The organism is Streptomyces sp. VNUA24 (assembly GCF_029167005.1).
Lineage (GTDB): Bacteria > Actinomycetota > Actinomycetes > Streptomycetales > Streptomycetaceae > Streptomyces > Streptomyces scabiei.
The window spans coordinates 5,334,697-5,360,521 of record NZ_CP119143.1 but is presented as its reverse complement, the minus strand read 5'-3'; the positions used below and the strand labels follow the sequence as shown (position 1 = coordinate 5,360,521).

At 69.4% G+C, this 25,825-nt stretch carries 25 protein-coding genes and 1 pseudogene; 6 read left to right on the top strand and 20 right to left on the bottom strand.

Annotated elements, in window-relative coordinates; translation table 11 throughout:
- Positions 1 to 56 precede the first annotated feature (56 nt).
- Positions 57 to 1,433 carry an IS1380 family transposase gene (locus tag PYR72_RS22810; RefSeq protein WP_275453335.1) on the bottom strand — a complete coding sequence of 459 codons (1,377 nt, stop codon included), beginning with the start codon at positions 1,431 to 1,433 and terminating at the stop codon, positions 57 to 59.
- Positions 1,434 to 1,666: 233 nt separating this feature from the next.
- On the opposite strand from PYR72_RS22810, the pseudogene PYR72_RS22805 reads away from it, so the two are divergent.
- Positions 1,667 to 1,939, top strand: a pseudogene (locus PYR72_RS22805) (heat-shock protein HspR); the annotation flags it as partial.
- Positions 1,940 to 2,023: 84 nt separating this feature from the next.
- Here the strand turns inward: PYR72_RS22805 and PYR72_RS22800 are convergent.
- A complete protein-coding gene (locus PYR72_RS22800; protein WP_275457032.1) occupies positions 2,024 to 4,783 on the bottom strand; it encodes a hypothetical protein in 2,760 nt (919 codons plus the stop codon).
- 61 nt (positions 4,784 to 4,844) lie between these two features.
- Between PYR72_RS22800 and PYR72_RS22795 the strand changes: the two genes are divergently transcribed.
- Positions 4,845 to 5,423, top strand: a complete 579-nt coding sequence (locus PYR72_RS22795) for a hypothetical protein (RefSeq protein ID WP_275457031.1) — start codon at positions 4,845 to 4,847, stop codon at positions 5,421 to 5,423.
- 15 nt (positions 5,424 to 5,438) lie between these two features.
- Here the strand turns inward: PYR72_RS22795 and PYR72_RS22790 are convergent, their stop codons facing one another.
- Both PYR72_RS22790 and PYR72_RS22785 read right to left on the bottom strand, forming a co-directional pair.
- Complete coding sequence (locus PYR72_RS22790) at positions 5,439 to 5,699, bottom strand: GntR family transcriptional regulator (RefSeq protein ID WP_275457030.1); 261 nt, start codon at positions 5,697 to 5,699, stop codon at positions 5,439 to 5,441.
- Positions 5,696 to 5,956 (bottom strand): winged helix-turn-helix domain-containing protein, encoded by a 261-nt coding sequence (locus PYR72_RS22785; RefSeq protein ID WP_275457029.1) that lies wholly within the window; start codon positions 5,954 to 5,956, stop codon positions 5,696 to 5,698. The genes PYR72_RS22790 and PYR72_RS22785 overlap by 4 nt, the downstream gene beginning before the upstream one ends.
- Positions 5,957 to 6,400: 444 nt before the next feature.
- Between PYR72_RS22785 and PYR72_RS22780 the strand changes: the two genes are divergently transcribed.
- Positions 6,401 to 6,667 (top strand): hypothetical protein, encoded by a 267-nt coding sequence (locus PYR72_RS22780; protein WP_275457028.1) that lies wholly within the window; start codon positions 6,401 to 6,403, stop codon positions 6,665 to 6,667.
- A gap of 145 nt (positions 6,668 to 6,812) precedes the next feature.
- Here the strand turns inward: PYR72_RS22780 and PYR72_RS22775 are convergent, their stop codons facing one another.
- The 16 genes from PYR72_RS22775 to PYR72_RS22700 form a co-directional block, all read right to left on the bottom strand.
- The gene (locus tag PYR72_RS22775) at positions 6,813 to 7,082 is read right to left on the bottom strand and encodes a hypothetical protein (RefSeq protein ID WP_275457027.1); all 270 of its coding nucleotides are present in this window, start codon (positions 7,080 to 7,082) and stop codon (positions 6,813 to 6,815) included.
- Positions 7,083 to 7,110: 28 nt separating this feature from the next.
- On the bottom strand, positions 7,111 to 8,724 hold the full coding sequence (locus tag PYR72_RS22770) for a WhiB family transcriptional regulator (RefSeq protein WP_275457026.1): 1,614 nt from the start codon (positions 8,722 to 8,724) through the stop codon (positions 7,111 to 7,113).
- Between the two features lie 133 nt (positions 8,725 to 8,857).
- Positions 8,858 to 9,592 (bottom strand): hypothetical protein, encoded by a 735-nt coding sequence (locus PYR72_RS22765; protein ID WP_275457025.1) that lies wholly within the window; start codon positions 9,590 to 9,592, stop codon positions 8,858 to 8,860.
- Positions 9,589 to 10,701, bottom strand: a complete 1,113-nt coding sequence (locus PYR72_RS22760) for a hypothetical protein (protein WP_275457024.1) — start codon at positions 10,699 to 10,701, stop codon at positions 9,589 to 9,591. Before PYR72_RS22760 ends, PYR72_RS22765 begins: the two co-directional genes overlap by 4 nt.
- On the bottom strand, positions 10,698 to 11,327 hold the full coding sequence (locus PYR72_RS22755; protein WP_275457023.1) for a hypothetical protein: 630 nt from the start codon (positions 11,325 to 11,327) through the stop codon (positions 10,698 to 10,700). The genes PYR72_RS22760 and PYR72_RS22755 overlap by 4 nt, the downstream gene beginning before the upstream one ends.
- Positions 11,328 to 11,361: 34 nt before the next feature.
- Positions 11,362 to 11,991, bottom strand: a complete 630-nt coding sequence (locus tag PYR72_RS22750) for a hypothetical protein (RefSeq protein WP_275457022.1) — start codon at positions 11,989 to 11,991, stop codon at positions 11,362 to 11,364.
- A gap of 51 nt (positions 11,992 to 12,042) precedes the next feature.
- Positions 12,043 to 12,966 (bottom strand): hypothetical protein, encoded by a 924-nt coding sequence (locus PYR72_RS22745; RefSeq protein ID WP_275457021.1) that lies wholly within the window; start codon positions 12,964 to 12,966, stop codon positions 12,043 to 12,045.
- A 290-nt stretch (positions 12,967 to 13,256) separates the two neighbouring features.
- On the bottom strand, positions 13,257 to 13,865 hold the full coding sequence (locus PYR72_RS22740; RefSeq protein WP_275457020.1) for a hypothetical protein: 609 nt from the start codon (positions 13,863 to 13,865) through the stop codon (positions 13,257 to 13,259).
- A gap of 37 nt (positions 13,866 to 13,902) precedes the next feature.
- On the bottom strand, positions 13,903 to 14,532 hold the full coding sequence (locus PYR72_RS22735) for a hypothetical protein (RefSeq protein WP_275457019.1): 630 nt from the start codon (positions 14,530 to 14,532) through the stop codon (positions 13,903 to 13,905).
- Between the two features lie 54 nt (positions 14,533 to 14,586).
- On the bottom strand, positions 14,587 to 16,818 hold the full coding sequence (locus tag PYR72_RS22730) for a hypothetical protein (RefSeq protein WP_275457018.1): 2,232 nt from the start codon (positions 16,816 to 16,818) through the stop codon (positions 14,587 to 14,589).
- Between the two features lie 58 nt (positions 16,819 to 16,876).
- Positions 16,877 to 17,392 carry a hypothetical protein gene (locus tag PYR72_RS22725; protein WP_275457017.1) on the bottom strand — a complete coding sequence of 172 codons (516 nt, stop codon included), beginning with the start codon at positions 17,390 to 17,392 and terminating at the stop codon, positions 16,877 to 16,879.
- Between the two features lie 41 nt (positions 17,393 to 17,433).
- Positions 17,434 to 18,105 carry a hypothetical protein gene (locus PYR72_RS22720; RefSeq protein WP_275457016.1) on the bottom strand — a complete coding sequence of 224 codons (672 nt, stop codon included), beginning with the start codon at positions 18,103 to 18,105 and terminating at the stop codon, positions 17,434 to 17,436.
- A gap of 41 nt (positions 18,106 to 18,146) precedes the next feature.
- A complete protein-coding gene (locus PYR72_RS22715; RefSeq protein WP_275457015.1) occupies positions 18,147 to 21,146 on the bottom strand; it encodes an ATP-binding protein in 3,000 nt (999 codons plus the stop codon).
- A gap of 61 nt (positions 21,147 to 21,207) precedes the next feature.
- Complete coding sequence (locus PYR72_RS22710) at positions 21,208 to 21,690, bottom strand: hypothetical protein (RefSeq protein ID WP_275457014.1); 483 nt, start codon at positions 21,688 to 21,690, stop codon at positions 21,208 to 21,210.
- 43 nt (positions 21,691 to 21,733) lie between these two features.
- On the bottom strand, positions 21,734 to 22,009 hold the full coding sequence (locus tag PYR72_RS22705) for a TrbC/VirB2 family protein (RefSeq protein ID WP_275457013.1): 276 nt from the start codon (positions 22,007 to 22,009) through the stop codon (positions 21,734 to 21,736).
- 52 nt (positions 22,010 to 22,061) lie between these two features.
- Entirely contained in the window at positions 22,062 to 23,753 is a 1,692-nt protein-coding gene (locus PYR72_RS22700) for a conjugal transfer protein (RefSeq protein ID WP_275457012.1), read from the bottom strand.
- A gap of 330 nt (positions 23,754 to 24,083) precedes the next feature.
- Between PYR72_RS22700 and PYR72_RS22695 the strand changes: the two genes are divergently transcribed.
- The 3 genes from PYR72_RS22695 (at position 24,084) to PYR72_RS22685 (ending at position 25,825) form a co-directional block, all read left to right on the top strand.
- Positions 24,084 to 24,614 (top strand): hypothetical protein, encoded by a 531-nt coding sequence (locus PYR72_RS22695; protein WP_275457011.1) that lies wholly within the window; start codon positions 24,084 to 24,086, stop codon positions 24,612 to 24,614.
- 25 nt (positions 24,615 to 24,639) lie between these two features.
- Entirely contained in the window at positions 24,640 to 25,002 is a 363-nt protein-coding gene (locus tag PYR72_RS22690) for a DUF4913 domain-containing protein (protein ID WP_275457010.1), read from the top strand.
- 151 nt (positions 25,003 to 25,153) lie between these two features.
- The gene (locus PYR72_RS22685) at positions 25,154 to 25,825 is read left to right on the top strand and encodes a hypothetical protein (RefSeq protein WP_275457009.1); all 672 of its coding nucleotides are present in this window, start codon (positions 25,154 to 25,156) and stop codon (positions 25,823 to 25,825) included.

The following is a 25,825-nucleotide window of genomic DNA, read 5'->3' as shown; positions in this document are numbered from 1 at the left end:
CCGGGTTCCACTGCTCCGGTGGACTGGTTCCCTCGTAGGGGCGGGAAGGTTGCTGGTCAGCCGGGGTTCGACAAGAGTGCAAGGTGTTCGAGTGCGGTGGTGACCTCACCGGTCCAGGGCCAGTGGCGGGCGAGGCGGAGAACGCGGCGCCGGCCGGTGGTGACGAGTTGCCCGGCTGCGGAGAACAGGCGGAATCGCAGACGGCGGGGTTCCCAGAGGCGGGTCTGGCCTGTCAGGGCGAGCATGGGCATCCAGGCCAGCAGGTCGAGGGCGAGCTGGACGATCTCCAGCCACACCTTGTTCTGCGCGGTGTCGTGCAGGGGCAGGTTGCGCATGCCGGTCGCGCGGGCGGCCCGGATCCGGTCTTCGGCCCGGGCCCGCAGGCGGTGACGGAGCTCAAGCTGGGCGATCGGGCGGTCGGCGGTGTTGGTGGCAAAGCACGTGACCCGCATGCCATCCGCGTCGGTGATCCTCAACTGGGCTCCGGGATGCGGCCGTTCCTTGCGGACGATCAGCCGCATGCCCTTCGGCCAGCCCTCAAGGATGTCGCCGGTGAGTTCGGCGACCCATGCTCCGTCGCGGACCTCGCCGTCGGTCTCGATGGCCGGAGTCCAGGCCGATGCCGGGATCTTCAGAACGTGCTGGTGGATGGTTTCGTTGATCACCATGCCAACGGAGTAGGACAGCCAGCGCCCGCGTTGGGCGAGCCAGGCCACGAACTCGTGGGTGCCGCCCGCGGAGTCGCAGCGGATGAGGGTCTGCCGTCCGCGCCGGTACTTCTTGGGCAGTTGAGCGAGGGCGAGGCGAGTGGTGGTGATGTGGTCGGCGGCGGTGTTCGAGCCCGCGTTCCCAGGACGAAGGAGAGCGGCGACGGGTTCGCCGGTCCCGCCCGGCCCGTGGTCGACGAAGGCCATCAGCGGGTGGTGGCCGTAGGTCTTCTTCCAGGTCGGGGCGGCATCCTGCTTGTCGGAGTGGGAGACGACCAGGACTCCGTCCAGGTCCACGATCACCTGCCCACCGGTGTCCGGTGCCCGGCTGCCGGCCAACGACCAGGCGCGGGCCCGGACTTCGTGCCGGGCGGTGCGGATGGCGTTCAGCGCCTTCTCGTCCGCGGTGGCGAGGGTGTCGATCAGGCGGGAGACCGTGGGGTCGGAGGCGACCGGTCCGAACACGGCCGGCTCGGCCCGCAGCATCGCGATGTCGGCGAGGCAGTCGCCGCCGAGCGCGACCGCCAGCGCAAGGTCTACGAGTATCTTGCCCGGGTCGTGGACGGCCCGCGGTTTCCGCCAGGGGGCGAGTGCTGCGGATATGGCCTGGTCGAGGCCGGTCTTGCGGACGGTTTCGACCAGCAGCACTGAACCGGCCTGCGAGACCACGGCCCGGCCGTCGTCCCGGACAAGGACATGGGGATAGGACCCGATAGGCTGCTTCACCTGGAAAGTGCCTCCGACAGGGGCGGGAACAAGGACCTCAGCAATCCTCATTCTCGCTGGTCAGAGGCACTTTCTGCTTGCCTGATCACCTGCCGGACAGCCCGCTTCGTGAAAGCGCGAGGTTAAGGTGATGGTTGACAAGCGCGGTACGTGCCGCCTGCCAGACGTGTCGGGTCTCGAACTCGTCGGAAAACCAGCCTGGTTGAAGCTGGAAGGACGGCACCCGCGGGGGCCTGCTGCGCACCGTCCAGCAGTTGTCGCAGGACGAGGGCATCAACCTGGCCGGCATCAAGCGCATCATCGAACTGGAGAACCAGGTCGCGGCCCTCCAGTCGAGGGTCGCCGAGATGGAGGCCGCCCTCGACGGCGCCGCCGCGACCATGCGCCAGCGCGAGGCCGCGGTCCACGCCTCGTACCAGCGCGACCTGGTGCCGTACCAGGAGATGCAGCAGAGCAGCGCGTTGGTGGTGTGGCGACCGAAGGGGCGCCAGACGCCGTCGGACTGACCCTCCCTCGTACACGGAAGATTCTTGCACGCGGAAGGGCCCGGGGCCGGTTCGGTCACGGCCTCGGCTTCGCCTGTCGTCCGCTCAGTCGCCCATGCCGAGGCCCGGACCGGGGTGCTCGTGGCCGGGGGGCGGTTGCTGAGGCTGCCGGGTGGCGGGATCGGGTGCGCGGGTGGCGCGGCGCTGGGGCATGCCGACTTCCCAGAGGGGGATGCCGGGTGCGGCCCGGTCGGCTGTGGGGCCGGTGGGTGCCGGTCCGTCGGGGGTGGGAGCGCTCGGGGTCCGCTCGGCGGTGGGCGCTTGCCGGCGCGGCTCGGTCTCCTTCTGGGGTGGGGCGGCGTTCGCGGGGCCCCCGCCCGGTGCCCCTGGCCCTGTGTCCGCGGCCGTTTCCCGGGTCGGGTCCGGGCGGCGCCAGCGTTCCGGGATGGTCGACCGGTGGTGCACGGCGCTCTCGTCGCCCGCCTGAACCGCTGCCACGGCCCGTGCGCGCAGCGCGCTCTGGCGGGCGACGGGGGCGAAGCCGGGGGCGGCGTTGCCGGTTTCGGCGGGGAGGCCGCGGGCGCCCATCTCGTTCAGCTGCTGTTGCAGGCCCGATTCCGGGGCGAAGATCTCGCGCGGCAGCTGCCAGGAGGCCGCGCCGTCCACGTCGACCCGGTGGTCCTTGCCGCCCACGGTGAAGGTGAGGCCGTAACCGATGTACTGGTCGTCCTTGTCGAACTGCAGGTCACCGGAGATCTCCCCGCGCCGATCCCGCACTTCGTCGGCCAGGACCTGGAGGGCGGGCGGGAGCGGGTTGGTACGGCCGAGGCTGGTGACGTAGCCCTCCGCCCGCAGCACCTTCCGCTGTCTGGTCTCCCCCTCTCCCTCCTCATAGGGGATCTGGAAGCGGGTGTCGCCGGACTCCTCGTCCAGATAGGTCTCGATGGCGCCCACCCGTGCCCTGATGAACGTCAGACGTCCGTCACCGCGCGGGCCGTACGCCTCCTCCATCGCCGGGAACTGGACCTGGTGCCGCAGCGCCGGCGGTGGCGCCGAGCCGATGATCGTGACGCGGGCTTCCGGGTTCTGCATGAGGATGATCTCGGCGTTGGCGACTCCGCTGCCGCCGGAGCCCGCGACGACCCAGTCCTTCGCCCGGCGCGCGTCGAAGCGGTTCTCGGCGACCTCGTCGCCGAGGAGCGCCCGGCCCGGGGCCTCCTCCCGCGCGGTCTCCCATTTCGCGGTCGAGTCGAGGGCGCCGAAGCAGTTGCCCATGCGGGCCTTGTCGGGGCCGAGGCCGGCGGTGAGCTCGTCCAGTATCGGGGACGACTTCAGGACGTCGAGCACCGTGCGGGCGTCCGTGCCGTCGCGCTCCGCCAGGGTCAGCCGGTCCCTCAGCTCGGCCGCCCCCGCCAGACCCCGCTGAGCCAACTCCCGCAACCGGTCGGTGATCAGCCGCACGGCCTCGCCGCGGCTCTCCACGGCGTGCTCCCCGCGCGGCATGCCGGGTACGACCTCGGGGGTCAGACCGGTGGCGATGCTCGGGGTGCCGTCGCAGGCCACCCACAGTGGGGGCGGGGTCTCCTTGCCCTCCTCGGCCAGCCGCTGGATCTCCGCGAGGAGCTCGCCGTTCCGGCCGAGCCGCAGCCGCGCGTGGCCGTTCACCACGTCGCCCCGGGTGGCGAGTTGGTCCTCCCAGATCCGGACGGCCTCGATGGGCAGGCGGTCCCCCGGGTGCTCGACCGTGGAGTGCGGATCGACTCCCATCCACTGGGCGAGGTCCCGGTCCTGGTCCGCCGACTGCACGATGCCCCGGCCGGGGTCCAGGTGCCACCGGCCGGCCCCGTCGATCAGCAGCGCGTCCGTGTCCCGCCCGGCCAGGCTCGCGCCGCCGCCGATCACCACCCGGCGGTTCGGGAACTCGCCCTGCGCCAAATGCCCTTCGATGACCTGCTCGGCTCGGGCGCTGAGCTGGGCGCGGTACTCGGCCCACTGCGTCGCCACCGCCGCCAACTGGTCGCGGGGGAGGGGTAGTCCGTTCTGGTCGTACCCCGGCATGGGCATGGTGACATCACGCCGACCGATGAACGCCTCGACCTGACGCTCGGCGCGCAGGGCGGCGTCGCGGAAGGCCTGGAGGGCGGTGGCGTCGGTGGGGGTGAGGTGTTCTATGGGGCGGGCGAGGGCGTCGACGAGGTACTTGGCCTCATGGGAGAGGAACCGCTTGGCCGCGAGGCTCCGGACGTTGGACGTGTGGAGTTCGGCCCCGTGGGCCTCTGTCTCGGTGGCGGCGGCCGTCGGGCGCATGCCGCACCGGTCGATGAGAGCCGACAGGTCGGCACGAGCCTGAGTCTGTTGTGGTTCCGGGAGTTCGGTGTCGGCGGCACGTGCGGCCAGCCAGTTCAACTCGGCGATACGTCCGTGGTCGCGGCTCGACAGTTCGTGTCGGTCCCCGATGTCGGCCTCCTGGTTGAGGAGGTTCTCGCGCACTGGAGCCAGACCCTGACTCGACCGGTCGCGTGCGGCGATGAGTTCGCCCACTTCGTGGGCTAGGACGCGGGGTAGAAGTTCTTCGGGTAGACGGTCGGATAGCTGTACGACGTACTGATCCGTCGTCGTATTCGTCATCGTGTTGGCGATCATTCCCGAGACCATGGGAATGGCGTCCAGCCAGAGGTCTGCCGAGCCGCCCTGCGTGTCTTGCAGAGAGAAGTACTCCCTGCCGTCCTCGGACACTTTCTCGTCGATAGATCTGAATCGCGCGCCGAGCACGACGGACGTCACCGTACGCAGCTCGTGTTTCACCGCTGCGATCAGGGTCGCCTGCTGGGCTCGCAACCGTGCATCGGTGACCGTCGTGTCCACGTGATGGTCCTCCCCCGTATTCGCGCAGACGCATGCGCCGAACAGCGCTTAGGATCATGTCATGTTGACAGCACGCTCATCGGCCGAAGCCCATCTGTACATGGACCTGCATCGGTGCGAGTGCGGGGGCGGTGAGTTCGACCGCAAACATCGGCTTGAACTGCACGGTGAAGACTTGGTTGCGGTGTACGAGGGCCGGTGCGGAGCGTGCGGCACTACGCGCCGTTTCACATTCCGCATGTCTTCGGACATTCCACCGCCCGCGCCGGCTTTCGGGGGGGACGAGCCGTCTCAGATCATCGACCCCGGGCAATTCGCCGACGTGGCTCTCCGGCTGTCCGAATCTGTCGGGGTCGAGCTCCTCAATACACCTGTGGCCGAGCAGTACAAGCTGAGGGGCGCGGTGGCTTACACGGTCGCTGCATTCGAGGAGATCCTCAAGTTCATTCCTGCCGGACAGGACGCAGTTCCGGCCGATCTCTTCACTTCGGAAGCAGGCCGTGCCCTGTACCGGCGTGAGCCGCGTGATTTCGAGCGCGGCATCCTCGAAATGAATGTCAGGGACGCGCGGGCCGTGCTCGACGGCATAGACGAACACAGTACCCCGCCTGGCGGCACCGACCGCGGGGCCTCTGCGTAGCGGGACACGGTTCGGCTACGCAGAGGGCGGCAGGGGATCGGCGACGAACCACCCCCGTTGAGGTACGGCGTACACCCAGCCTTCCTCGGCCAACAGGCCGAGTCCCCGCCGCACGGTCGTGCGAGCGATTCCGTACCGCTGCACGAGCTGGGCCTCACTCGGCAACATCCGCCCGGGCTGCCAGTCGCCGCGCAGGATCTGCGCGCGGAGGATCTCGGCCAGCTGCCGGTACGGGGTCAGCGGGGCGCCGTGGTCGATCTTTCCGTCGGGGCTCACGCGGTTGGCGCTTGCCCAGAAGCAGGCGGCAGCTGGTCGGCGACAAAGGTCCCCAGTCCTACTTCGCCGCGTGTCCAGCGCTGCTCCCGGACGTGCCGCATGGCCTTCGCCGCAGTCGCGTTCACCACGCCGAACTCCTGCGCGATCTCGAGAGTGGAGGGCACGCGGCTTCCCGGCGGGTACGTGCCCGCCTCGATGCGCCGGATGATCTCCGTTGCGATCTGCCGCCACAGTGGGCGCGTACGGTCGAGATCCATGTATCCAGCGTGGGTGACCATGCCTTTCCATGCATCCGTGGTTATCTGCGGTTATTCGCGAGTATGATGGACGCCGAACGTACAGCGGCCCCGACGGGAAGCGGCTACTTCCATGTCGGGGCCTGAGCCGACTGATAGGAGTCGACCTATGCGCAGCCTACTGGCCGCGATTCTGAGCCTCTTCCTGCCTGCTCGTGGGGTGCATCGCGCTGTTGTGCCGCCCTTGACCTCAGCTTCCGTGTCTCCGCCCGAGCGGCGGCCCGCACCCGCGTGCCCGTTCCTCGGTGACGTCATCAGGGTCGATGGGCTGCCGTTGGTCCGGCCGTACGTCGTCCTCTGGGAGCGTGAGCGGGACGAACTCGATCGGCGGCGGCTTCAGCGGGCGCGGCGTCGGGCGGCGGTTCTCGCGACGATGGGACGGGACTGCCCGTGGGAGGCCGCCGTATGAGCGCGCCGCGTCTCCGCGGCCTCGGTGTCGATCCGGCGACCGGCCGTGAGGCCCTCGCGGACACACGTCCCGGCGGTCTGCTCGACGCGCTCGCCGACGCGCACGCGCTGCGGGCCGCCGCCGTTCTGGTGACCGTCGTGGGCGCCGTCCTGGACGCGGGGAAGGCGTCGGAAGCCGAACTCGCTTCCTTCGTACCGGCGTTGTGTGCGGCGCTGGAAGAGTGCGTCGGCATCATGGCGGGGGCGGGCGGTGACGGACGCTGAGCGTAGGGCCGTAGTGGCGGTGAAGGCGTAGCGGCGGTGGGTGGTCCAGGGTTTCCCTGAGCGCCCACCTGTCGGCAACCTGCGGGCCGGGTTGACCCGTTAGGGCCGCCACCACGAGCGGGCCAGGGTCCGGAGTGGAATGGGCTCAGTCCAGCTGTTCCGTGGTCCCGTCCGGGTGGATCAGGAGGCGGATGGCGCCGCCGTAGCGGTTGTCGGTGATCGTCGCTGGGGTGGGGGCGCCGAGTTGCTGGGCGCGTTGTTGCAGGATCGACAGGACGACGTCCTGGATGTCGCCGTAGGGCGGCGCGGTGACCGGGACGCCGTCGATGAGGCCGGCGTTGGGGGAGAAGACGTGGACCTGGGCGTCGGGCACGGCGGCGGGCGCCGGGCCCTGGCTCGGGAACGGTTCGGTCATCGGAGGCTGGAGTTCCTTCCGGCTCGGGTCAGGCGCTTTTCGCCTCTCCCCGCTCGGGGAGGAGGGTGTCGTCGACGTCTTGGACGTCCTCGGCACGCAGGACGTCCAGAACGCGAGCGTACGTGCCGCGCGAGAGGCGTTGCAGGCGGCCCGACTTGACGAGCGCGGACAGAACGTTGCTGATCGTCTTCGACGGGTCGCCGTAGACCCCGGAGGGGAGCGCGCGCAGGACGTCGCGGGCGGAGAAGGCGCCGGGGAAGCCTGCGGCGGCCTTCTCGACGGCCGCGCGGATGCTGGGGGTTGAGGGGGTGCGGCCGGTCTGCGCCGGTCGCGCTCCCGCTGCGGTCGCCGCGGGCGGGTGTCCACCGTGCGGGGGGTGCGCCGTGGGCGCGGCCGCGGGCGGGAGGTGGTCGTTGATCTCGCGGACGGCGGTGCGGAGGGTCGCCAGGCGGATGTCGCCGGTGTCGTCCGAGGCGGCGGCCAGCATGGCGGCGACCTTCTCTATGTTCGCGAGGGTGGCGGCGAGTTCGCGCTGCAGCGGCTCCAGGAAGTCGCGGCGGAGCGCGGTCACCGGATCGGTGGTGGCGAGTTCGACGGAGACCGAGCCGGTGAGGGGGCGTCGGGGAGGGAGGGGGGTGCCGTCGGTGCCCTCCTGGGAGTCGGCGGCGTCCGGGAGCAGTGCCTCGACGGCTTCCCGTACGGCGGACAGGTTCCGCGGGGCTTCGGTGGCCGGATCGGCGACGCCGCCGGGCATGCACGTCAGCATGGCGACGAGCTGTTCGAGGCTGGTGAGCGCGGGGAGGGCGGAGCGCACCAGCGGGCCGAGCACGGCCTGCCGTACGGCCAGGGCCGGATCCTCGTACGAGAAGGTGATCCGTTGCCCGGCCTCGGCCGCTGCCATGGGTTCCTCGCTCCTGTCGTTCGCCGGTCCGGGCGGGTGCGGCGGCGCGCCCGGTGCGGGCGGCTGTCTGTGCGTCGTCTGTGCGGTGGTGTGCGAATGCAACAGGGACGTCAAAGCGGCGCGCTGAGGATGCTCCCTCAACAGGCTTTGATCATGGGTCAGTTGTCCCTGGAGCAGGTCGAACGCGTCGAGGATCCGCTCCAGTTCGGGAAGGTCCGGCGAGGGCGTACGACGTGTTCCGGGATGCGCCGCGGAGTCGTCCGCGCGGGACCTGAGACGGGTCAGCCGGCGGGGGACGGAGCCGGAGTCGAAGGGGACCGCGGCGTGGGCGGGGAGGTCCCCGTTCTCGTCGCCGATGCCGAGTGCGCGGCGCAGCGCGCGCCGGTCCTCCCGGGTGGTGGCCGCCGTGTAGCCGTAGGGCTCCGCGTACGCGACGGCGTCCTGGAGGCATTCCGCCCAGAGCGGGCAGGATGCGCACAGGTCGCGCGCGGTGCGGAGGAGGACGAGGTGCTGGCGGCGCTGATCGGGTGAGACGCCGGGTGTCGCCGTGGCCGTCGCCGTCGGTGTGCCGTCGGAGCCGTGATGGCCGTTCGGGTGCTCCGAGTTGTCCAGCAGCGGGTGTTGAAAGACGTCCGGCCGACGCCGACAGGGCAGAGCCGCGTCGGGTATGTGAGCCTCCCGTGCGACCGCCTTGCGGGCGGGTCGCGCGGGCAGCCTGGCCAGCGTCGTATGGCTTGCCATACGCATGAGTAATAGCCCCCGTGATGATCTGTGATCGCGGGGGACTCTAGAACAAGTTGTCAAACTCGTGCAACGCATGTGCAAAGCACTGGCCAGAAACGAACAGTGACGCGACGAACCATTCACAAGAGCCTCAACTGTCCGCCGTTTCACGGGTGTCACGCCGACGCGATCGACCGATGACCTGCAAGGCCTTTCTGCCCCGGGCCGTCAGGGTCTTCGCGGTTGCGCCGCGTACGGCGAGTACTCCCAGCACCCCCACGAAACCGATCGGCACCCCGGCTTCCGGCACGAACATGGCGACGACCGAGCCCATGACCAGGATCACATCAGCGATCACGACCGTGACCCCGCGCCGCCCCGGGTGCTCCTTCACCATCCACGCGCCCAGCAACGCCATTCCGGCCAGCGCCCAGTAGCCGAAGGCCGCCGTTCCGGTGACGGCGGCGCTCGTGTTCATCCGGGCCGAGTCGCCGGCCGCGGAGAAGTAACCGCTGAAGGCGGCGGCGAGGATCGTGGAGGCGAGGGCGAGGAGGAGTTGGGTGCGGCGGCGGAGTAGCCAGATCACTCCCGCGAGCAGGAGGACGACACCGACCATCACGAAGGCGGCGGCGCTCTGCGAGGCGATCGCGAAGAGGGTGTAGGCGGCGGCGAGGCCGAAGGCGATGCGGGGGAGGAGACGGACGGCCCAGGGGTCGGACTTGTCCTGGTGGAGGAGGCGGCGGAGGACCGCTGCAGGCGACATCGGGCGGGCGGCATCTGCGGCACGCTGCTTCGACTTCGGCTTTCCCTGCGACTGCGGCAGCGTGTCCGCCTTGGTGCTCGGCTTCGTGCCCGTCTTTGGCTGCTTGCTCGTCTTCGTGGTCATTCCAGCCCTGTGCCTGTGGCTTGTTTTCCGAGGTCCGGGACCGGCGGAGCCGTGGGGCCGGCCGCCGGGGTAGAGGCGCGTGCTTCATTCTTGACAGGTACGGGTTTGAATCCGACCTGCCAGACAGGGATGTGGGCCGACGGCTGGGGCTCGGCCGGGCCTTCGACGGTTGGGGGACCCGTTTCGGGAACCTCGGACTCGGCGGCGGTCGCTTCTCCGGTCTCGGCCACCTCCGCCTCGTTCATGGTGGAGGTGGCCGCCGCCTTCGCGGCTGCTCTCGCGTTACGTTCGACCGTCACTGACGCGCACTCGGCGGCCAACGCCTCCTGGCGTTCGACGGGATCCTGTTTCGCGTACGTGGCCACGTCGACGTAGTGCGGCAGGGTGGGGTCGTCGACCTGTACCTGCGCGCGTATCCGGTGCGCGCCGATTTCGTTCCGTGACGCTTCCGGCCACTGCTTGCTCGGCGCGTAGGCGAACTTGACGTTGTCCACGCCGACGTGCGGGTTCGTGTGCAGGGCGGGGAGTTCTTGGTTGTAGAGGATCGAGCGTGTGTGGGCGGACTCGGCGAACACGACGACCTGGCCGCGGGCCGCGGCGGCGTAGGCATCGGAGATGTTGGCCCAGACGCCGCGGGCCCATTCGTACGTGAAGCCCTGGCTGTCGCCACCGAGTGCCTCTCGGACCGTGTCCTCGAAGAGGTACATCCGGTTCAGCTGTCGGCCGCCCTCTGTGGTTTCCAGGGTCTGGGCTGATCCGAGCTGTCGCTTGTTCTGGGTCCTGGCCCAGGCCTCGGCGACGTACCGGTTGTCGAGGAAGTTCTCGTTCCTCCAGTTCAGCGGTGCATCCGGGTGCTCGATACCGTGAGACCAGAAGGCGCTGGTGGGGTTGGTACCCTCCGGGGGCTTGACGCCTTCGGGATCCCTGCTCAGGGCCTCGATGTATGTCTTGACGGACCCGAAACCCGCCGCTTCGGATTCCGCTTCGAGCCGATCGAGGATGGCCTGGGCGCCCACCAGTGTGTTTGCCTTCCGAGCCGCCTCAGCTTCCTCGTTGGCGATTTTGAGAGCCAGCTGTTCGATGTATCTGGGTATCGGTTGCGGGCTCACAGTGCTCCGATCTCGACCGGGCGCGGGTGGAACTTCACGGACAGGTTGGCGGCACCAGCGCGTGGGGATCGCGAGGCGGTGTTCCCCTTGAGGAAGATCTCCAGGACCACCAAGGGACCGGTCGATTCCTGGGGCACCCAGTACGCCAGGCGGTGTGGGTTCTGCTGTGCGTGCCGGTACTCACGTGAGCCGACGTCGTGATTGCCGAGGTTCTCGGGAAAGTCCTCCGCGTCCCAGGCGCCCTCCCAGGTCGGCTCTCCCAGGACTGCACAGGCGGCTGTCAGGTAGAGGGGCCAGACGCGTGCCGCTTCTGCCAGCACCTCGGGGTTGTCCTCGACGGCTTCGGCGCCTGCTCCCCAGAGCCAGTGGCTGACGTGGGTCACCGGTGCCCAGCTGCCGCCGAGGTTGTTGAGGGTGAACGAGCCGCCCGTGTCGGTCCGGATCTGGAGCACCCGCTCAAAGCTCGTCGGTACCCAGTCGAACTGCGCGCACCACATGTCCAGGCCCTTGCCGGGGTAGGGCGGGCCGGCCCAGACCGTCGGCCAGTCCACGTCCGACAGCCCGCGCAGTTCGGTGATCAGTTCCTGCGGGGTCCGGTTCTGCGGACCCGAAGCGGAGAGTCCCATGATCAGTACCTCTGGTTCCTCTTGTTCCTCGTTGTCACAGCAGCCAGCCGGAGCCGTTGTCCTCGGGGTCGGCGGGGCCGTGGCAGGCGAGGGAGATCGTCGCACTGCCGGGTCCCCACCCGGCCGCCGTACCCGCCGAGAGGTTCGCCCTGAGCGCGCACATGGGCGCGCCCGGTGTACGGGGGAACCACACGGCGAGGCGGTGCGGGTCCCGGTGCTCCCGGCGCCACTCCTCGTCGCGCCAGTACGCGCGTCCGGGGGGCTCCGGGAACCCGTCGGTGTCCCAGTCGCCCGACCAGACGGGTGTGCCCAGGACAGCCTGGGCAGCGGCGAGGTAGCTGGGCCACTTGCGGCTGACCAGGGACATCACGGGCGCGTTCTCCGCCGCGGCGCCGGACCGGACCGACCACAGGACGTGCTCCACCCGGGTGATGGGCCGACCAGGGGCGACCGACGCCAGGTGCAGCTGGCCGCCCTGTGCCGTACGCACGTGCTGGCCCGCCTCGAACCACAGCGGCCGCCAGCCGAAACCGGCGCACCAGGACGCCAATTTCTCATCGTCCTCCGGTACTCCGGCCCAGAGCGCGGGCCAGTCCAGGCCGATGAGCCGCCCCAGTTCCTCGACCAGGTGGTCGGGGGTTCGGTCGGCGGTCAGGACTGGCATGGGGTGGCTCCTAGGTGTGGGGCGGTGCGGGAGGGAACGGGGGCGGATCGATCACTCGGCCAGGGCCGGCCCGCGCACCTGCTCGGGGGCGGGAGGGGCTTGGGAGGTTGTGGCGGTGCTCGGGACTTGGGCGGCTGGGGTCGGTATGGGCTTGAGGGTGACTCCGGGCAGGAAGTGGGCGCCTGCGATGGTTTGAGTCGAAGCCTCGGGCGGCTGGATCTGTTGCGGGCCGGTCCTCGCGTTCACTTCCACGCCGGGGAGGAAGGCGCCGTGGGTGCTGACCACCGGGGTGGTGTGTGCGCGGGCTTCGTGGGCCCAGGCCAGATCCGTGGAGCTGGGCAGGGCCACCTCGTGGTCCGGGCGCAGGACCTTGATCTCCTCGACGTACCTCTCGACGTCGGCCGTGCGGGCGGGGCCGTCCATGGCCGCCACGCGGGCGCAGACCTCGAGGACGGCAGCGCGTTGGGCTTCCGGAGTGGGAAGCGACTTCAGGTGTTCCAGATCGAGGTGACCGGCCTTGGTGAGCGGCGTGTACTTGGGGTCGCTCTCGTCGTAGCCGAAGGTGTGGATCTGGGCGCGTACGGCCTGGGAGGCCAGCAGCTCCTGAGTCTCCGGCGCGAGGTCCGCGTACTTGTCCATCGGCGGCGGATACATGAAGTTGACGAGGTCGAGCTTGCCGTCCCGGCGGAGCTGCGGGGCTTCCGTCTGGTAGGCGACAGCTCCCGGGTTGAGCTCGGCCATGAAGAAGAGAGCTTCGGTCTCGGTCGTGGCCGCATACCTCTGGGAGAGGGCGCCCCAGGCGTCGTAGGCAAGGGCCGTACCCGTCTCCCGGTCCAGCCTCAGCGCCCTCTGGACGTTTGCATCCCACAGGTGGAGCTCGCCCAGTGCCTGTCCGCCGGGTGTGCCTTCCAGATACCGCAGGGTGTTCTCGACTATTGAGTTCTGAGCTTCGGTGTACGCCGCCGCTACGTGCATGCTCTGAAGCTGTTCCCCAGCTTGCACGTCGACTGCCGGGTGGTCCTCCAACCGATAGGACCAGAAGGACGATCGGGTGTCGGGGGCGGGAAGCTCCATGTCCTGCGCGGCAGCGAACTCCCGCAGCCGTTTCCGGAGTTGCTCTGTGTATTCCTTGTCCGGAAGGTGGGCGATGCCTGCACGCAACCGCTTCGAGATTCGCTTGACCTCGTCAGGGGTCGGTGCGGCCTCGCCGGTGTGCTGTCGGCCCCGGGCGTCGTCGAGGACTTGGTCCGACACGTGTACCTGGATCACACGGCCTCCGGCGGATAGCAGTCGACATTGATGAGTGCGCGCCGAAGCTCGCCGGGTTCCAGTGCGGCGCCCAGGCTGACGGTAAGCACCGTGATGCGCCCTTCCGGGCCGCTCTCGCGCCACACAGCCATGCGATACGGGTCCATGTCCTCCAGACGGACGTCCCTGGGCATGAGCCAGTGCCGGTCGTGCGGCGGTACCGGGAAGGCGGGGTCGTTCCAAGCCCCGGCGAAGGCAGGCTCACCGAGCACAGGACGCGCGGCAGCCACGTACGCGGCCCACTTCTCGGATGCCTGCGTGAGGACCTCGTCGTTCTCGGAGACTGCGTCGGCCGACTGCTGCCAACTGGTCCAGCCGAGTTGCTTCACCGGAGCCCAGCCGGCCTCGCGCACGGGGTCGAGAACGAAGCTCTGCCCCGTGGCGCTGCGTACCGTCAGCACCCTCTCCGCCGAGGTCGGCTTCCAGCCGAACAGCGCGCACCAGTCGTCCAATGCCTGACCCGGATTCGGAGGTCCTGCCCAGACCGCGGGCCAGTCCACGTGTTCCAGGCCCCTGAGTTCCTCTGCCAGCTGGTCAGGGCTGCGGTCGATCCTGAGTGTCGTCATCGGCTGTTGCCTTCCTCGTCTTCTGGCCGGCTTCGGTTCACCCGCGCCGTGCCTGCCGCCCCGCGTCCACGTGGGCGGGGTCGTGGCAGGCGAGCACGATCCTCGCATCAGCCGGTACCGGGCCGCGCGGGGTGACCGCGCCGAGCGTCATCCGCAACTCCACGAGGGGCGCGTGCGGTGGAAGGAAGCGCCACACCGCCACTCGGTACGGGTCCCGATGCTCCCCGCGCCAGCGCGTGTCCGGCCAGGGCTGTGGGCCGGGCAGTTCCGGGAAGTCCGGGCTGTCCCACGTGCTGTGGTGGGTCGGGTTGCCCAGGTAGCCGCGCAGTGCGTCGAGGTGGCCCTGCCAGCGGATCTCAGAGAGATCCGTGACCTGGACGTTCTCGGACAGGTCTCGGGACCGGGCTGCCCACAGGGTGTACTCGGCGCGGGTCACGGGGAGAGCCGGGCCGGGTGAGACGAGGTGCAGGCGGCTGCCCAGCGAGGTGCGGACGCGCAGACCGGACTGGAACCACAGGGGCTGCCACCCGAAGCCCGCGCACCAGTGCGCGCGCTTCTCCACGTCCGCGGGGACGCCCGCCCACACCGTGGGCCAGTCCACGTCGGTGAGCCGCCGCATCTCCCCGACCAGCTGGTCGGGGGTGCGGTCGGCGGTCAAGGCAGGCATGGGCTGGCTCCTCGAAGTGGGGCGGTGCGCCGGGTGTTGGCGGACGAGGGTCGGCTAGACGCGCCCGCTCGGGTCACGCGGGTCCCGTGGGGCGGGCCGCGGTGCGGGCGGAGTCGGATCGGCTGGCGCGACCCGGCGCGGTGACGGCTGGGGCTCCGGCTCCTGGCGCGGTGCGGGGGTCGTGGGCGCGGGGCTCGGTGCGGGCATGGGCGACGGCTGCTGGGTCTGCGCGCCGCTCGAACCGCTGACGCGTCCGCTGCGCCTGGAGTCGGGGGATTCCTGCACTTCCGGCTCCTGCTCCGGTTCCTGCTCCGGACGGGGTGTCGGCCTGTTGCCGTTGTTCCCCACGCGGGCTGCTGCCCTGTCCTCTCGGGCCGCCCGCGCGTCCTCCTTTGCCCAGTAGGCGGACTGATTTTGTTCGCGCTTGGACTGGCCAAGCCACCCCTGCTCCTGGAGCGCCTTACGGCCCTTGCGTCCGGTGAGCAAGTTGGCTGCCCCTGCGGCGGTCTTGCCCACGACCCGCCCGCCGGCCTTGGCCGTGCTCGCCATGGCGGTATTGCCCTTGGCGACCACCTTGTCGCTCCCGGCGCTCGCCGCCTCGCGAATACCCATCGCGTCACCGGCACCGCCGGCGAACTCGGGGCTGAAGTTCCCGGCGAGGAGCTTCTTCAGCATCATCACCACGGCTGTGGTGACCAGGACCAGCATCAACAGCTGCGTACCCAGGGCGACCTGGGCCGGAAGGATGATCTGGTAGAGGACGAGCAGGACGGTCAGGATCACTCCGAAGCCCGCCCGCAGCACGAAGCTGTGGATGAATGTCTCCAGCCAGCCCTTGAGGAGCTTCTGCTGTGAGGGGTGAATACCGAGTGTGGCGACCAAGGGCAACATGATGATCAGGATCAGGGTGACCGCGTGCCAGAGCAGGGTGAGCGCGCTGAGGACGATGACCATCACACCGACGATGAAGGCGGCGATCACGGAATAGAAGGCAATTCCCACGCGGTCGGAGGCGTTCATGCCTGCCCAGTCGGGGTACGGCACTGGGTAGCGTGTGCCGTTTGCGATGTCCTTGCGGATCAGCTGCCAATCGTAGAACTGGCTGAGTTCCTTTTGGTCTTCACCTTTATCACCGCTTACGGACGACGTGTCGATGTCGGTTATGGACTGTGTGATGAGTTGGCGTACGCGGAGATCTGCGCAGCGGGTACTGCCCTTCGTGCCCCAGTAGCAACCGGAGTGGTCCGGGACGCCTATGGAGACCCCTTCCGGCACCTTGTCAGGACAGTAACCGCTCACGGCGGTGGATTCATCGCTCTTCATCCTGAAGATGCAGGTGTTGCCTGCCTCTCCGAACTGGCCCAGCGCCCACGGGCGGAACGCCAGCGTGTCGTACATGGCGCAACTGGAGAGACGAAGCCCTTCATTCCCTCGCTTGTCGTTCAGGTCGCATGGTGGCTGCGGCGTACCCGACACGCTGGACAGCGCGGTCGAGGTGAGTGTGGAATTGGCCTCCGCGATCCATTTGTCGGCACCTGACACGAACTTGTCGTAGTTGGTGTCGTACAGAACGGCCATGACCGCGATCGTGGTCAACGCGGTCCAGGAGATCCCGGCCCAGACCTCGCGCATGTCACCCTTGCGCCACTTGGCGAACACCCAGAAGCCGACCAGCGCGATCATCACCGGGACGGCGGGCTGGAGGACGTGGGACTTGAGCGTTTTGACGACGTTGTCCCGCCCCGAGTAAAGGCCGGCGAACGGACTCGGGTTGGAGGCCATCTCCTTGATCGAGATGGAGAATCGGGTCAGGACCTTGGTGCCGTTGAAGATGATGTTTGCCATGCCGTTGTTGACCCAGGTCATGAGCGAACAGTCATCCGCCCCGCTGAACCAGGTACCGTTGTTCTTTTGGGCGTCGTCCTTGTCCTTGAAGGTCATGGACCAGTTGAGGCCCCGCATACCGTTGAGTTCGTACAAGGTGTAGCTGCCCGTGTCCTTCGGCTTCACCAAGTCGTTCGTGACGTATCCGTCGTCGATCAGAAGATCGCCGACGACCGGCGGGGAACCCCACTGCACGACTGTGGGTATGAAGGCCTCGCCGTTACTGCCCGGAGAGTCCCGGTGGTAAGTCTCGTCCCCGGTGAAGTCACAGGTGAAGTCCGCGGATGCCGACGTCGGTGCGGCCAGGGTGAGGGCGATCAGCGCCAGCACCAGGAAGAGGCCGGCACGGACGGCTGCGCCGGCCTTTCGGATGCGGCGGCTCAGCGCATTGCGCGGGGGCATCTGCGGTCCTAACGAAGACAGTGAAGGGAAGGGTTTGCGGGGCAGCGGGTTCTGTGGGTCAGGAGTCCGCGAGGTAGTCGGTTATGACGCATCCGTCGACGAGTCCGTCGAACTTTTTGTAGCCGCTGGGCACGGTGAGACCCGGGCTGCAGGACAGGGCCAGCACCTTGCTGTCGGCAAGCTGGTGGATCGTCTCGCCGTTCACGGGGGCGATGGCGAAGTCCTGGCCGATCTGCCAGGAATCCTCGGCCTTGGCGCTCCGCTGTTGGAACTTCTGCATGTCGTCGATGAGGAACAGCGTGATGTCGTCGCCGTATGCGTCCTCACAGTGAGCGCGTTCCTTGATGCCCCATGCCGGATTCCGGGCCTCGTCCTTCATGTAGTCCCAGTCCGCAGGGTCTGCCTCCAGGTCCCGGCAGGCCGCGTGTTCATTGATGAGGTCGGCCAGGGACGCCATGTCCGATGCGGACAGCAGCCCGAGTTCCGCCATCGGGTCGTCGTCGTTACAGCCGGTGAGGAGGACCAGTGCTGCGAGCGCTGTGGTGCCAGCCGTCAGTACACGCTTGAATCGCATGGTGTCTCTGCCTTACTCGCTTATGAGGATGCGTAGTTGTGCTACTGGTCCAGTGGATCGGGGAGATAGTTCGTCAGCACGCAGCCACTCGCCATTGCGTCTTCCGTGCGATAGCCCTCAGGTGCCTTGAAGTCGGGGTCGCAGTTCTCCAGCAACATGCCCGCTTCGAGCAGTGTCTTGCTTTCCGGGTATTTCGTGGGGTCGACAATGAAGTCGGTGCCGAAGAGAAACCTTCCGCGCGCCAGATCCATCACACGCCGATCCTCATCCTCCTCTCGAGCCAGTTTGCGGTAGTTCTCCTGGAACATTTTCATGTCTTTTGGCAGATAAATGGTCCAGCCGCCCGTGTCGGACCGTGCGTCCCCGCAGAATCCGGCCTTGCGGATAGCCCACGGTTCGACCTCATCCGGAGGGTTGCTGCTTTGTTCCGCAGGGCCGAGGAACCCATTGAGAGGCGTTTGCTGCGCCATCTCGTCAAGGGTGATGTTGTCGCAAGGCAGCCCCGCCCCGGTGATGAATTCCTGGGCGTCCCTCAGCGTCTTGGCGCTGGGGCGGCTCGCTTTCTCGGCCTCGGCATCGGGCGAGGGTGAACCGCCGGCGCGGGAGACGGACGAACCGCCGTCGTCGTCCCCGGAGTCGGATCCGCACGCGGTGAGCGCGGTGAGCAGGGCCAGGGACAGGACGCCCGTGGTGAGGGTCTTGGAACGGAACATGAGGGTGTGGCCTCCTGGGGGGACGGTGGTTCGGGACGGCGTCATGCGACCGACGGTTCCGGCGCAGCCGACCGCGCCGCCGTCGCCGGGTCCTCCTCCGCCTCCTGCAAGAACGTCCAGTCCCACACGCTGAGCGGCGGATTGACGCCCTGGCGGGCCGGGCGGGTCGTGCCGTTGGTGTCCGTGGCGGCGAGGATCTCCTTGAAGACCAGGTCGACGGCGACCGTGCCCACGCGCTTGTCGGCGTCGCGCTGGAGGCAGACACCGGTGCGGAGTTCCTGGAGGGCGTTGACGACCTTCTGGTCGTTCTCGGGGCGGCCGAGGAGCGGGGCGACCAGGGACGCCTCCTGCGCGGACTTCTGCTTGAAGGCGAAGACCGTGTGGATCTGGTTGGCGCCACCGCTGCGGGCCTCGGAGTCCTCGATCTGGACCAGGTCGATGGCCTGCTGGGTGATCAGGACGGTCACGGCCATGTACGAGCGGCCCTGCTTCAGGGCGCGGCGCATCAGGTCGCGGCCCGACTCCGTGGCCGTGACGACGTACGCCTCGTCCACGAACAGCGCCTTGGGCCGCAGGCCGATCTCACCCGTCACCGGGTTCTTCTCGTAACCGACGTCCAGCATCTGGCTGCCCAATTCCACGACCGCCATCAGGGCCGTTGCCGCGAGCCGTTCCGCCGGGTTCCAGCTGCGCGGGTCCGAGGCCGCGGGGGACTGGAAGCCTCGCAGGGTGATGACCGTACGGCGCTTGCGCATCGCCGAGAGCGGCTGGGGCTGCTCGGAGAAGGCCAGCCGGGCGTAGGGCAGGGTGCGCAACTCGGTGAGGAGCATCTGCGCCAGTTTCAGGTCCTTCGCCGCCTCACGGTCGCCCGTGGCCAGCGCGTGCTCGTACGCCGTCACGACCTCGTCGACCACCTGCCACAGTGTCGGTCGGGGCACCTGGGCGTCGGCGTCGCGGGCCGTCAGGCCCTGGTCGACCGCCTGGCGGATCGCCGAGTTGTAGCGCCCGACGACCGTGGCCATCGCCTCGATGACGGGCAGGCGTACGCGCTGGTAGTCCTCGTCGCCGAGGAAGCCGCGCAGCATGGACTCGGCGAGGAGGCGGCCGGCCGGGACGTCACGGGCGATGACCCAGGGGTCCAGGACGCCCGCCTGGCCCTTGAGGAGGTCGACGACCTCGGTCTCCGCCCAGAACTCCGGGTTCACCGGCTGGAACCGGCTCTGCGGGGTGCCGAGGAGGCCCGCCTCCGCGTCGGCGGAGAACGCCGGGTCGTTCACCTGGGAGCCGAAGGCCAGGTAGTAGCAGAGCTGGGCGAAGTCGGTCTTCGGGTCGATGACCAGGCAGCGGACGCCCGACTCCGACTCCTCGTAGAACTTCTGCAGGGCCAGGGAGGATTTGCCACCGCCGGACGCGCCGACGATGGCGAGACCGCCGCCGTCGTTGCGGGCCGGGCCGACGTGCAGGGAGTAGTGGACCGGCATCTTGCCCGCCCAGCCGACCAGGTTGCCTACCCAGCCGAGACGCTTGCCGGAGCGCTGCTCGGGGTTGTCACCCAACTCCGTTCCGGCGGTGGGCAGTCCGGCACCCAGCTGCTCGACCTCCTGCAGCCGGAGATACGGAGCGATGGGGAGCTTCGGCGCGTCACCCGGGAGCTGGGACTGGAGCAGGCGCCACTGCTGGCGGGTCGGGCGCAGCAGGGTGACCTTCAGGTCCTGCTTGAACTGCATCTCCAGCACCCTGCGGCGGCGCTCCAGTTCCTTCACGCTCGGAGCCGAGATCGTGAAGCGGATCTGCGCCTCCATCCCGGGCATCTTGTGCTCCTCGATGTCGTCGACGAGCTCCTGGGCGCGGGTGACCTGATGGGCCAGCTTGGTGTCCGGGGTGCGGCCGGAGTTGGCCATGTCGTTCATCTCGTCGACGAGGTTGCCGCGGATCTTGTCGGCCCGGTCCTTGAACTTCAGGTACGGGATGAGCGTGAACCGCATGTCGATCTCGACGGGGAACTCCACGTGCTGGGCCGCGTAGCGCGCCCACGCCGTCGACTGGCGGAAGCGGGTCTCCGCGGGCCAGTTGGCCGCGACCAGGGTCGTGGTGTAGCTGGTCTGCTGCTCGCCGGTGACCTCGTCGTACTGGTTCAGCACGATGTGCGTCTTGCGGTTCTCGCCGGAGAAGTCGACGACGAGGTCGAAGGCGTTGGGACCCCAGGCGCGCGAGCCGAGCACCGGCTCGGGCGGGACCGGCAGGTCGCCGTGGAGGGGCTTGCGGATCAGCCAGACGAGTTCCTCGCGGGTGAGCGGGGTGCCCCGGAGGGTCTCCAGGCTCTCGTGGACCTCGGTCGCCACCTGGGTCCACTCGGCGATGACGTAGGGGGACAGGTACTCGTCGGCGACCCCGGTCGCGGTGGCGGCCACCTGGTCGGCGGCACCGCGTACGCCCTGGAGCAGACCCGGCTCGTCGTACGGTTCGTCGTCCTCGGCCATCACCCCGGAGCCGCCGCTGTTGCGCTTGAGCGAACCCAGCTTCACCAGCAGGACGTTGCGCTCCCGGTTGGCGCCGATGCGTTCCTGGTACTCGGCCTTGCGGAGGTTGTAGGCCCGGTAGTTGTCGGTGGGGTCCCAGGCGATCGCGTTCAGTTCCTCCGCCCAGGTCAGCGCGGTGATCGGCTGGTAGACCTTGCGGTAGTGGCACTCCACGTTGCGGTCACCGCGGGCGAGGTTGAGCAGGCCGCGCGGCGGGCCCTCGGCCATCGCCTGGAGTTCCTGGGCGTTCAGGTACTCGTCGATGGCGTTGGGCAGGACGAGGCCGGTCCACACCGAGTCGCCGTGCACGAAGATCATGTCGTCGGCGTACCGGTACGGCAGCCGGAGGTCCTCGCGCCGGGCCGACGCCCCCGCTCCGGAGGACGACTTGGCACGGCCGGACGACGAGCGTGCCCGACCGCCGCCGCCACCCTGGCCCGGCTTCTTGCTCGACGTGGCGGCCATGATCATGGCGACCACGAAGAAGGTGGCCGCCCCGCCCAGAAGGATCAACATGAACATGGAGGAGTCATCCTGCGGTAGTCGGCTTGGTACGGGGGTGGAGCAGCGGGAACCGGTCGGTTCAGCGGGGCGCCGAGAAGGCCGTCCCGCGTTCGGCGGCGGTCCGGCGGGCGGCTTCGTAGCGTGCCTGCCAGCGCGGCGCCTCCGGGGTCCAGAGGATGACCCGCCAGCGCAGCTCCTCCGGTTCCTGGTCGGCGGAGAGCCCCTGCAGCCGTTTGGGCTGGAACCACCAGTCGGTCCACACCACCAGCTGCTGGCTCAGTGTGAGAGCGGAGGGCAGCGGTCGGCCCCAGACGAAGTAGACGGCGAACGGCGGCCCGAAGTAGAGGACCGACGTGAGCATCGACATGCCGAGGAAGGGGAGGAACGCGGAGAGGGTGAACATGAGGACGAGCCACACCAGACCGAAGCCGAAGGCCGCGCCCAGCGCCGGCAGCAGCAGACCGGGAAGGGGGATGTTGCCCCAGTTCCAGATCCGCTTCGGCCGGTTGACCAGGTCGGTGTGGTCATAGGCGACCAGCGGCTCGGGGGCCTCCTGCACCATCGTGACCAGCCTCTCTGTGTCGAGTCTGCTTGTCGGTGAGCCGTCAGCTGCCGTTGCCGATCTGGTCACCGAGGGAGATCAGCAGGCCGGCGAGACCACTGGCACCACCGATGACCAGGGCGGCGAGCGCGATCATGCCGAAGCCCTGGAATGCCTCGCGCATGCCGTCTCCGCGCTTCATCGACAGCAGCATGCGGATGCCGAGGACGAGGAGGGCGATGACGGCGACCAGCGTGCCGGCGTTGGTGAGGATGCTCTGGATCTCGCCGAACATCTCCTCCATCTTGTTGGTTCCGTCGCCGTCGGCGGCCAGGTACATGGTGGTTCCTCTCGGGTGGGAAAGAGTGAGGGGTGAGGGTGGGGCGCGGACGTCAGGGCTTCTTGGGCTTGTCGTCGCCGGACGCCTTGGACGTGGTGGGGGAGGGGGACGCCGAGTCGGAGGGGGACGCCGACGCGCCGTCGGTCCCCTCGGGCACGGTCTCCTCGTCGGAGTCGGCCCGGCCGCCCTCCGCGTCCAGCACACCGCCGCGGATGTCCTTGATGAACCAGCCCTGTGCCGTGTTCACCACCGTCATCCGGTACGAGCGGCTCACGGTCGCTTCCTTGGTCCCGCCCCAGGTGACGCTCACCCGGAGCTGTACGGCCTGGCCGTCGCGGTAGGTGTAGGTGTCGGCGCCCTGACGACTCTTGGGCACGAGCGCGACCACGTCCTCGACCGTCGGGTCCTTCAGCCGGCCGGCCAGGCCGGCGGTCGCCACCTGGGTGGCGCCGGGCGCGGCGAAGCGGGCCATGGCGGTGGCGTCCGACGCGCCCCATGCCTCGAAGTACCCCGGCAGCACCTTCTCCTGGAGCTGTGCCGCGAGGGCGTCGTCGACGACCTCGTCCCGGTCGATCTCGGGCACGTCCGCGCGGGCGGGCAGCGGCATCTGGCCGACGTCGCCGGCGACGCGCATGCCCTCGCCGGTCGCGAGGTCCTTCACGTACACGGGGACGGTGAGCGTGGTCAGGGAGCCGTCGTCGCTGCGGACCTGGATCCCGAGGTAGCGGCCGCGGTCGCCGTACTCGGGAAGCTCCTCCAGGGTGCCGTCCCAGACGGCGGACAGGGCGGTACTGGATCCCTCGCCGCTCCAGCCGCACTCGGAGTCGACACCGGAGGAGGCGTAGCGGGCCAGGTTCTCCCGGCGGTCCGCCTCCGTCTCCGGCGAGTACGTCATGCACAGCAGCGCGTACTGCTCGGCGAAGGTCGCCGCCTGCCGTGTCGGGAAGTCGGTGAGGCGGTACTTGGCCGCGTCGTCGGAGTCGATGCCCGCCGTCGAGGAACCCGAGGACGCGCCGACCACCATCCCCATCACGCCGCACGAGCCCAGCGCGAACACACAGGTGGTGATCAGCAGGGTGGCGCGCAGCGCGACATGGGTGCGACGGCCTCCGGCGGGCGTCCGGCCGCCGGGCCTGGGGACGTCGAAGTCGTGGGCGGGGCGGGCCCCGGAGGCCGTGGGGGCGGGTGCGGTGCCCGTGGCGGCGTCCCGCGAGGGCGTGGGAGCGCCGGCCGGGTGGCCGGGTCGGTTCCCCGGCGTCTGGGTCTGGTTGCCGGCGGGGGACGTCTGGGGCACGGTGGCGGCGGGAGGGGCGGTCGTCGCCGCTGTCGCGACGGGGGCCGTTGCCGAACCACCCCTCTTCCGCTGCTCCTTGGCCGCCTTCTTCTGCTCGTACGCGGCCTTGCGGGCAGCGCGTTCCCGTTCGCGCTTCTCCTTCTTCGACTCGCTCGCGGGGCGCGTCTCACGGGGCGGCAGCGCCGGTACGGCGGCCTGTCCGGCCTGGGGCGTGTTGCGCACCCAGGCGGCGGCGACCTGGGCGCGGGCCGCGTCGGAGGGCAGCTGCTGAGGCTGAGGGTGGGAGGGCTGCGGAGCGGAGGGCTGGGCCTGGTGCGGGGCCGGCGGCTGACCGTGGCCCTGTGCCTGCCACGCCTGCTGTTGCGGCTGCTGGGGAGGACCGAAGGACCCGGGCGGGCCGGAAGACTGGCCTCCGCCGACCGCGCCAGCAGGGCTGTTGTGGTCTGTCATCGAGTCGGTTACTCCAGTACTCCAGCGCGTCGGTTCCCCGTCCGCCTCGGCGGGCACGACCGCACCGCACGACGGGCCCTGGCCCAGCCAGGTGCGCAGGCAGTGTGACAAAGACCTGTCACTGGACCGCCGTCGATTTCCTCGCCGGGAAACGGGAAACTCCCGCGAGGGCGGAGTCCGGGAAAGTGCTCGGGAGAAGTGTCGGGGACAGGCCGGGAAGCCGTTCGGCCGTCCCGCACCGCACGGGGCCCACAATGCGCTGGGCGCGTCCGCCGTACGCATGACGTGCCCGGCACCACCTGGACCCGACGGACCGGCGAAGGACGACAGTTGACCGACCACAACGCGCACCCGCAGCCGCCGCAGCCCGCCCCGCGCCCCTGGGGTGCTCCCCAGCAGAATCCGCCGGTCCAGCAGGCACCCGCCCCCGCTGCAGCCGCCGTACCGGTGCCTCAGGTCTTCCAGGCCGACCGCGCCTGGGTCGACGGCTACGAGCCCGGCAACCCCTGGCAGGCACGGCTGTGCGTCGAGACGCCGTACGGCACCTTCGCCTACCCCCTCACCCCCCACACGATCCCCGAACTCCTCGAGCAGATGGTGCTGGTGGCCCAGGAACAGCAGGGCCTGCCGGTCGGTTTCGACACCGACCCCGAGGCCGAGCCCGCAACGGACCCGGCGAACCTCAAGGACACCGACGACGACGAGCAGGACCAGCCCGGCAACCTCCACAGCGGCCGCGCCGCGCGGCTGACCGGCTGGGCCCTCGTCCACGACCTGTGGGAACGCGAGGATCCGACGGCGCGGATCGTGATGGGCGCGATCGTCGTGGTGCTGTTGCTGCTCGGTATCGTCCTGTCCTGATCGCCCAACCCGCAGGAGTCGAACGATGACCGGTACCGAAGCCGCCGCCGAAGAGCCGGAGTTCTACTTCGCGGACGTCTACGTCTTCGTCTCCGACTACCTCGCCCAGATGGTGCGCCGCCGCGTCAACGGCTCGTCGGCGACCTGGTGCCCGCAGTGGTGGGAGCACCCGGAGGCCGGCGCCCGGCTCTCCGCCCTGTGGCTGGCCTGGGAACATCTGCGCCAGGACCCGGCGCTCGGCATGTCGACGTGGTGGCTGCACCACGCCGACCCTCATCTGCGGGTGCTGATGGACGCCGACTCCGGCCCGTTCGCGGCCTGTTCGCCCAAGGACGGGCACACCGCGTATCCCTTCGACCCGCTGCCGGTGGATCCGCGGCCGGAGTGACGGCCTTCGGCCGCTCCTCCACGCCCGCCCCCGTTTCCCGGCCCTTTCCCCGTCGGGAAAGACGAGGCTCCCCCGCCCCCACGTCCCCCTACCGTGTCCCGGTCAGCGCCCGACCGCCGTACCGGCACAGCACGAGGGAGACGCGGGAACCGTGGAGTTGCCTGCCGAGAACAAGCGCACGGCATTGCTGGCCCTGGCGGTGCTCGGCGCTCTGCTGGCGGTGGCGCTGACGATGTTCATCGCTTTCGACGGGGACGAGGACGGCAGCGGCGGCAACGCGGATGCGACCCCTGCCGCGGACGGCAAAGCGGGATCGGGCGGGGCGGACGAGGACTCCGGCTCGCAGGACGAGCCGCGCGGCGGCGACGCGACCCCCATCGTCGCGCTCACCGAAGTGGCCGACGCCCACCAGGTCATGACGACGTACATGGCCGGCATCAATACCTACGACCACCGCAGCCGTGCGGCCGCCTGGGTCCCTCCGCTGCTCGAACTCACCACCGACGACACCCGGATGAAGCAGCTGACCATCCTGCCCTCCGGCAAGACGTGGGCGGCCTGCGAGGCGGAGAAGTGCGAGTCCAAGGGCACGGCCGTCGTCGTACGGGACGCGGTGATCTCCGACGACCTGGTGCGTGACAGCGGCCGGACGATCTCCAGCCTGGTCAAGGCCACCTCCACGGTCACCTCCGGTGGGAAGTCGACGACGGAGTCCAACGAATGGCTCGTCACGGTGCAGGAGGAGGGCGGCAGGTGGGTCGTCTCCGGGTTCGACATCTTCGGCCTCGGTGACGTCGGCGCCTCCGACGAATCGGGGGAGTGA

Excerpts from the sequence above, each read along its gene's own strand:
- PYR72_RS22715 (WP_275457015.1), bottom strand. The coding sequence starts at position 21,146 with ATGTTCATGTTGATCCTTCTGGGCGGGGCGGCCACCTTCTTCGTGGTC.
- PYR72_RS22735 (WP_275457019.1), bottom strand. The coding sequence starts at position 14,532 with ATGCCTGCCTTGACCGCCGACCGCACCCCCGACCAGCTGGTCGGGGAG.
- PYR72_RS22730 (WP_275457018.1), bottom strand. The coding sequence starts at position 16,818 with ATGCCCCCGCGCAATGCGCTGAGCCGCCGCATCCGAAAGGCCGGCGCA.
- PYR72_RS22765 (WP_275457025.1), bottom strand. The coding sequence starts at position 9,592 with ATGACCACGAAGACGAGCAAGCAGCCAAAGACGGGCACGAAGCCGAGC.
- PYR72_RS22700 (WP_275457012.1), bottom strand. The coding sequence starts at position 23,753 with ATGACAGACCACAACAGCCCTGCTGGCGCGGTCGGCGGAGGCCAGTCT.
- PYR72_RS22785 (WP_275457029.1), bottom strand. The coding sequence starts at position 5,956 with ATGGATCTCGACCGTACGCGCCCACTGTGGCGGCAGATCGCAACGGAG.
- PYR72_RS22780 (WP_275457028.1), top strand. The coding sequence starts at position 6,401 with ATGAGCGCGCCGCGTCTCCGCGGCCTCGGTGTCGATCCGGCGACCGGC.
- PYR72_RS22755 (WP_275457023.1), bottom strand. The coding sequence starts at position 11,327 with ATGGGACTCTCCGCTTCGGGTCCGCAGAACCGGACCCCGCAGGAACTG.
- PYR72_RS22720 (WP_275457016.1), bottom strand. The coding sequence starts at position 18,105 with ATGTTCCGTTCCAAGACCCTCACCACGGGCGTCCTGTCCCTGGCCCTG.
- PYR72_RS22725 (WP_275457017.1), bottom strand. The coding sequence starts at position 17,392 with ATGCGATTCAAGCGTGTACTGACGGCTGGCACCACAGCGCTCGCAGCA.
- PYR72_RS22770 (WP_275457026.1), bottom strand. The coding sequence starts at position 8,724 with ATGGCAAGCCATACGACGCTGGCCAGGCTGCCCGCGCGACCCGCCCGC.
- PYR72_RS22795 (WP_275457031.1), top strand. The coding sequence starts at position 4,845 with ATGTTGACAGCACGCTCATCGGCCGAAGCCCATCTGTACATGGACCTG.
- PYR72_RS22710 (WP_275457014.1), bottom strand. The coding sequence starts at position 21,690 with ATGGTGCAGGAGGCCCCCGAGCCGCTGGTCGCCTATGACCACACCGAC.
- PYR72_RS22750 (WP_275457022.1), bottom strand. The coding sequence starts at position 11,991 with ATGCCAGTCCTGACCGCCGACCGAACCCCCGACCACCTGGTCGAGGAA.
- PYR72_RS22705 (WP_275457013.1), bottom strand. The coding sequence starts at position 22,009 with ATGTACCTGGCCGCCGACGGCGACGGAACCAACAAGATGGAGGAGATG.
- PYR72_RS22775 (WP_275457027.1), bottom strand. The coding sequence starts at position 7,082 with ATGACCGAACCGTTCCCGAGCCAGGGCCCGGCGCCCGCCGCCGTGCCC.
- PYR72_RS22745 (WP_275457021.1), bottom strand. The coding sequence starts at position 12,966 with ATGCACGTAGCGGCGGCGTACACCGAAGCTCAGAACTCAATAGTCGAG.
- PYR72_RS22740 (WP_275457020.1), bottom strand. The coding sequence starts at position 13,865 with ATGACGACACTCAGGATCGACCGCAGCCCTGACCAGCTGGCAGAGGAA.
- PYR72_RS22690 (WP_275457010.1), top strand. The coding sequence starts at position 24,640 with ATGACCGGTACCGAAGCCGCCGCCGAAGAGCCGGAGTTCTACTTCGCG.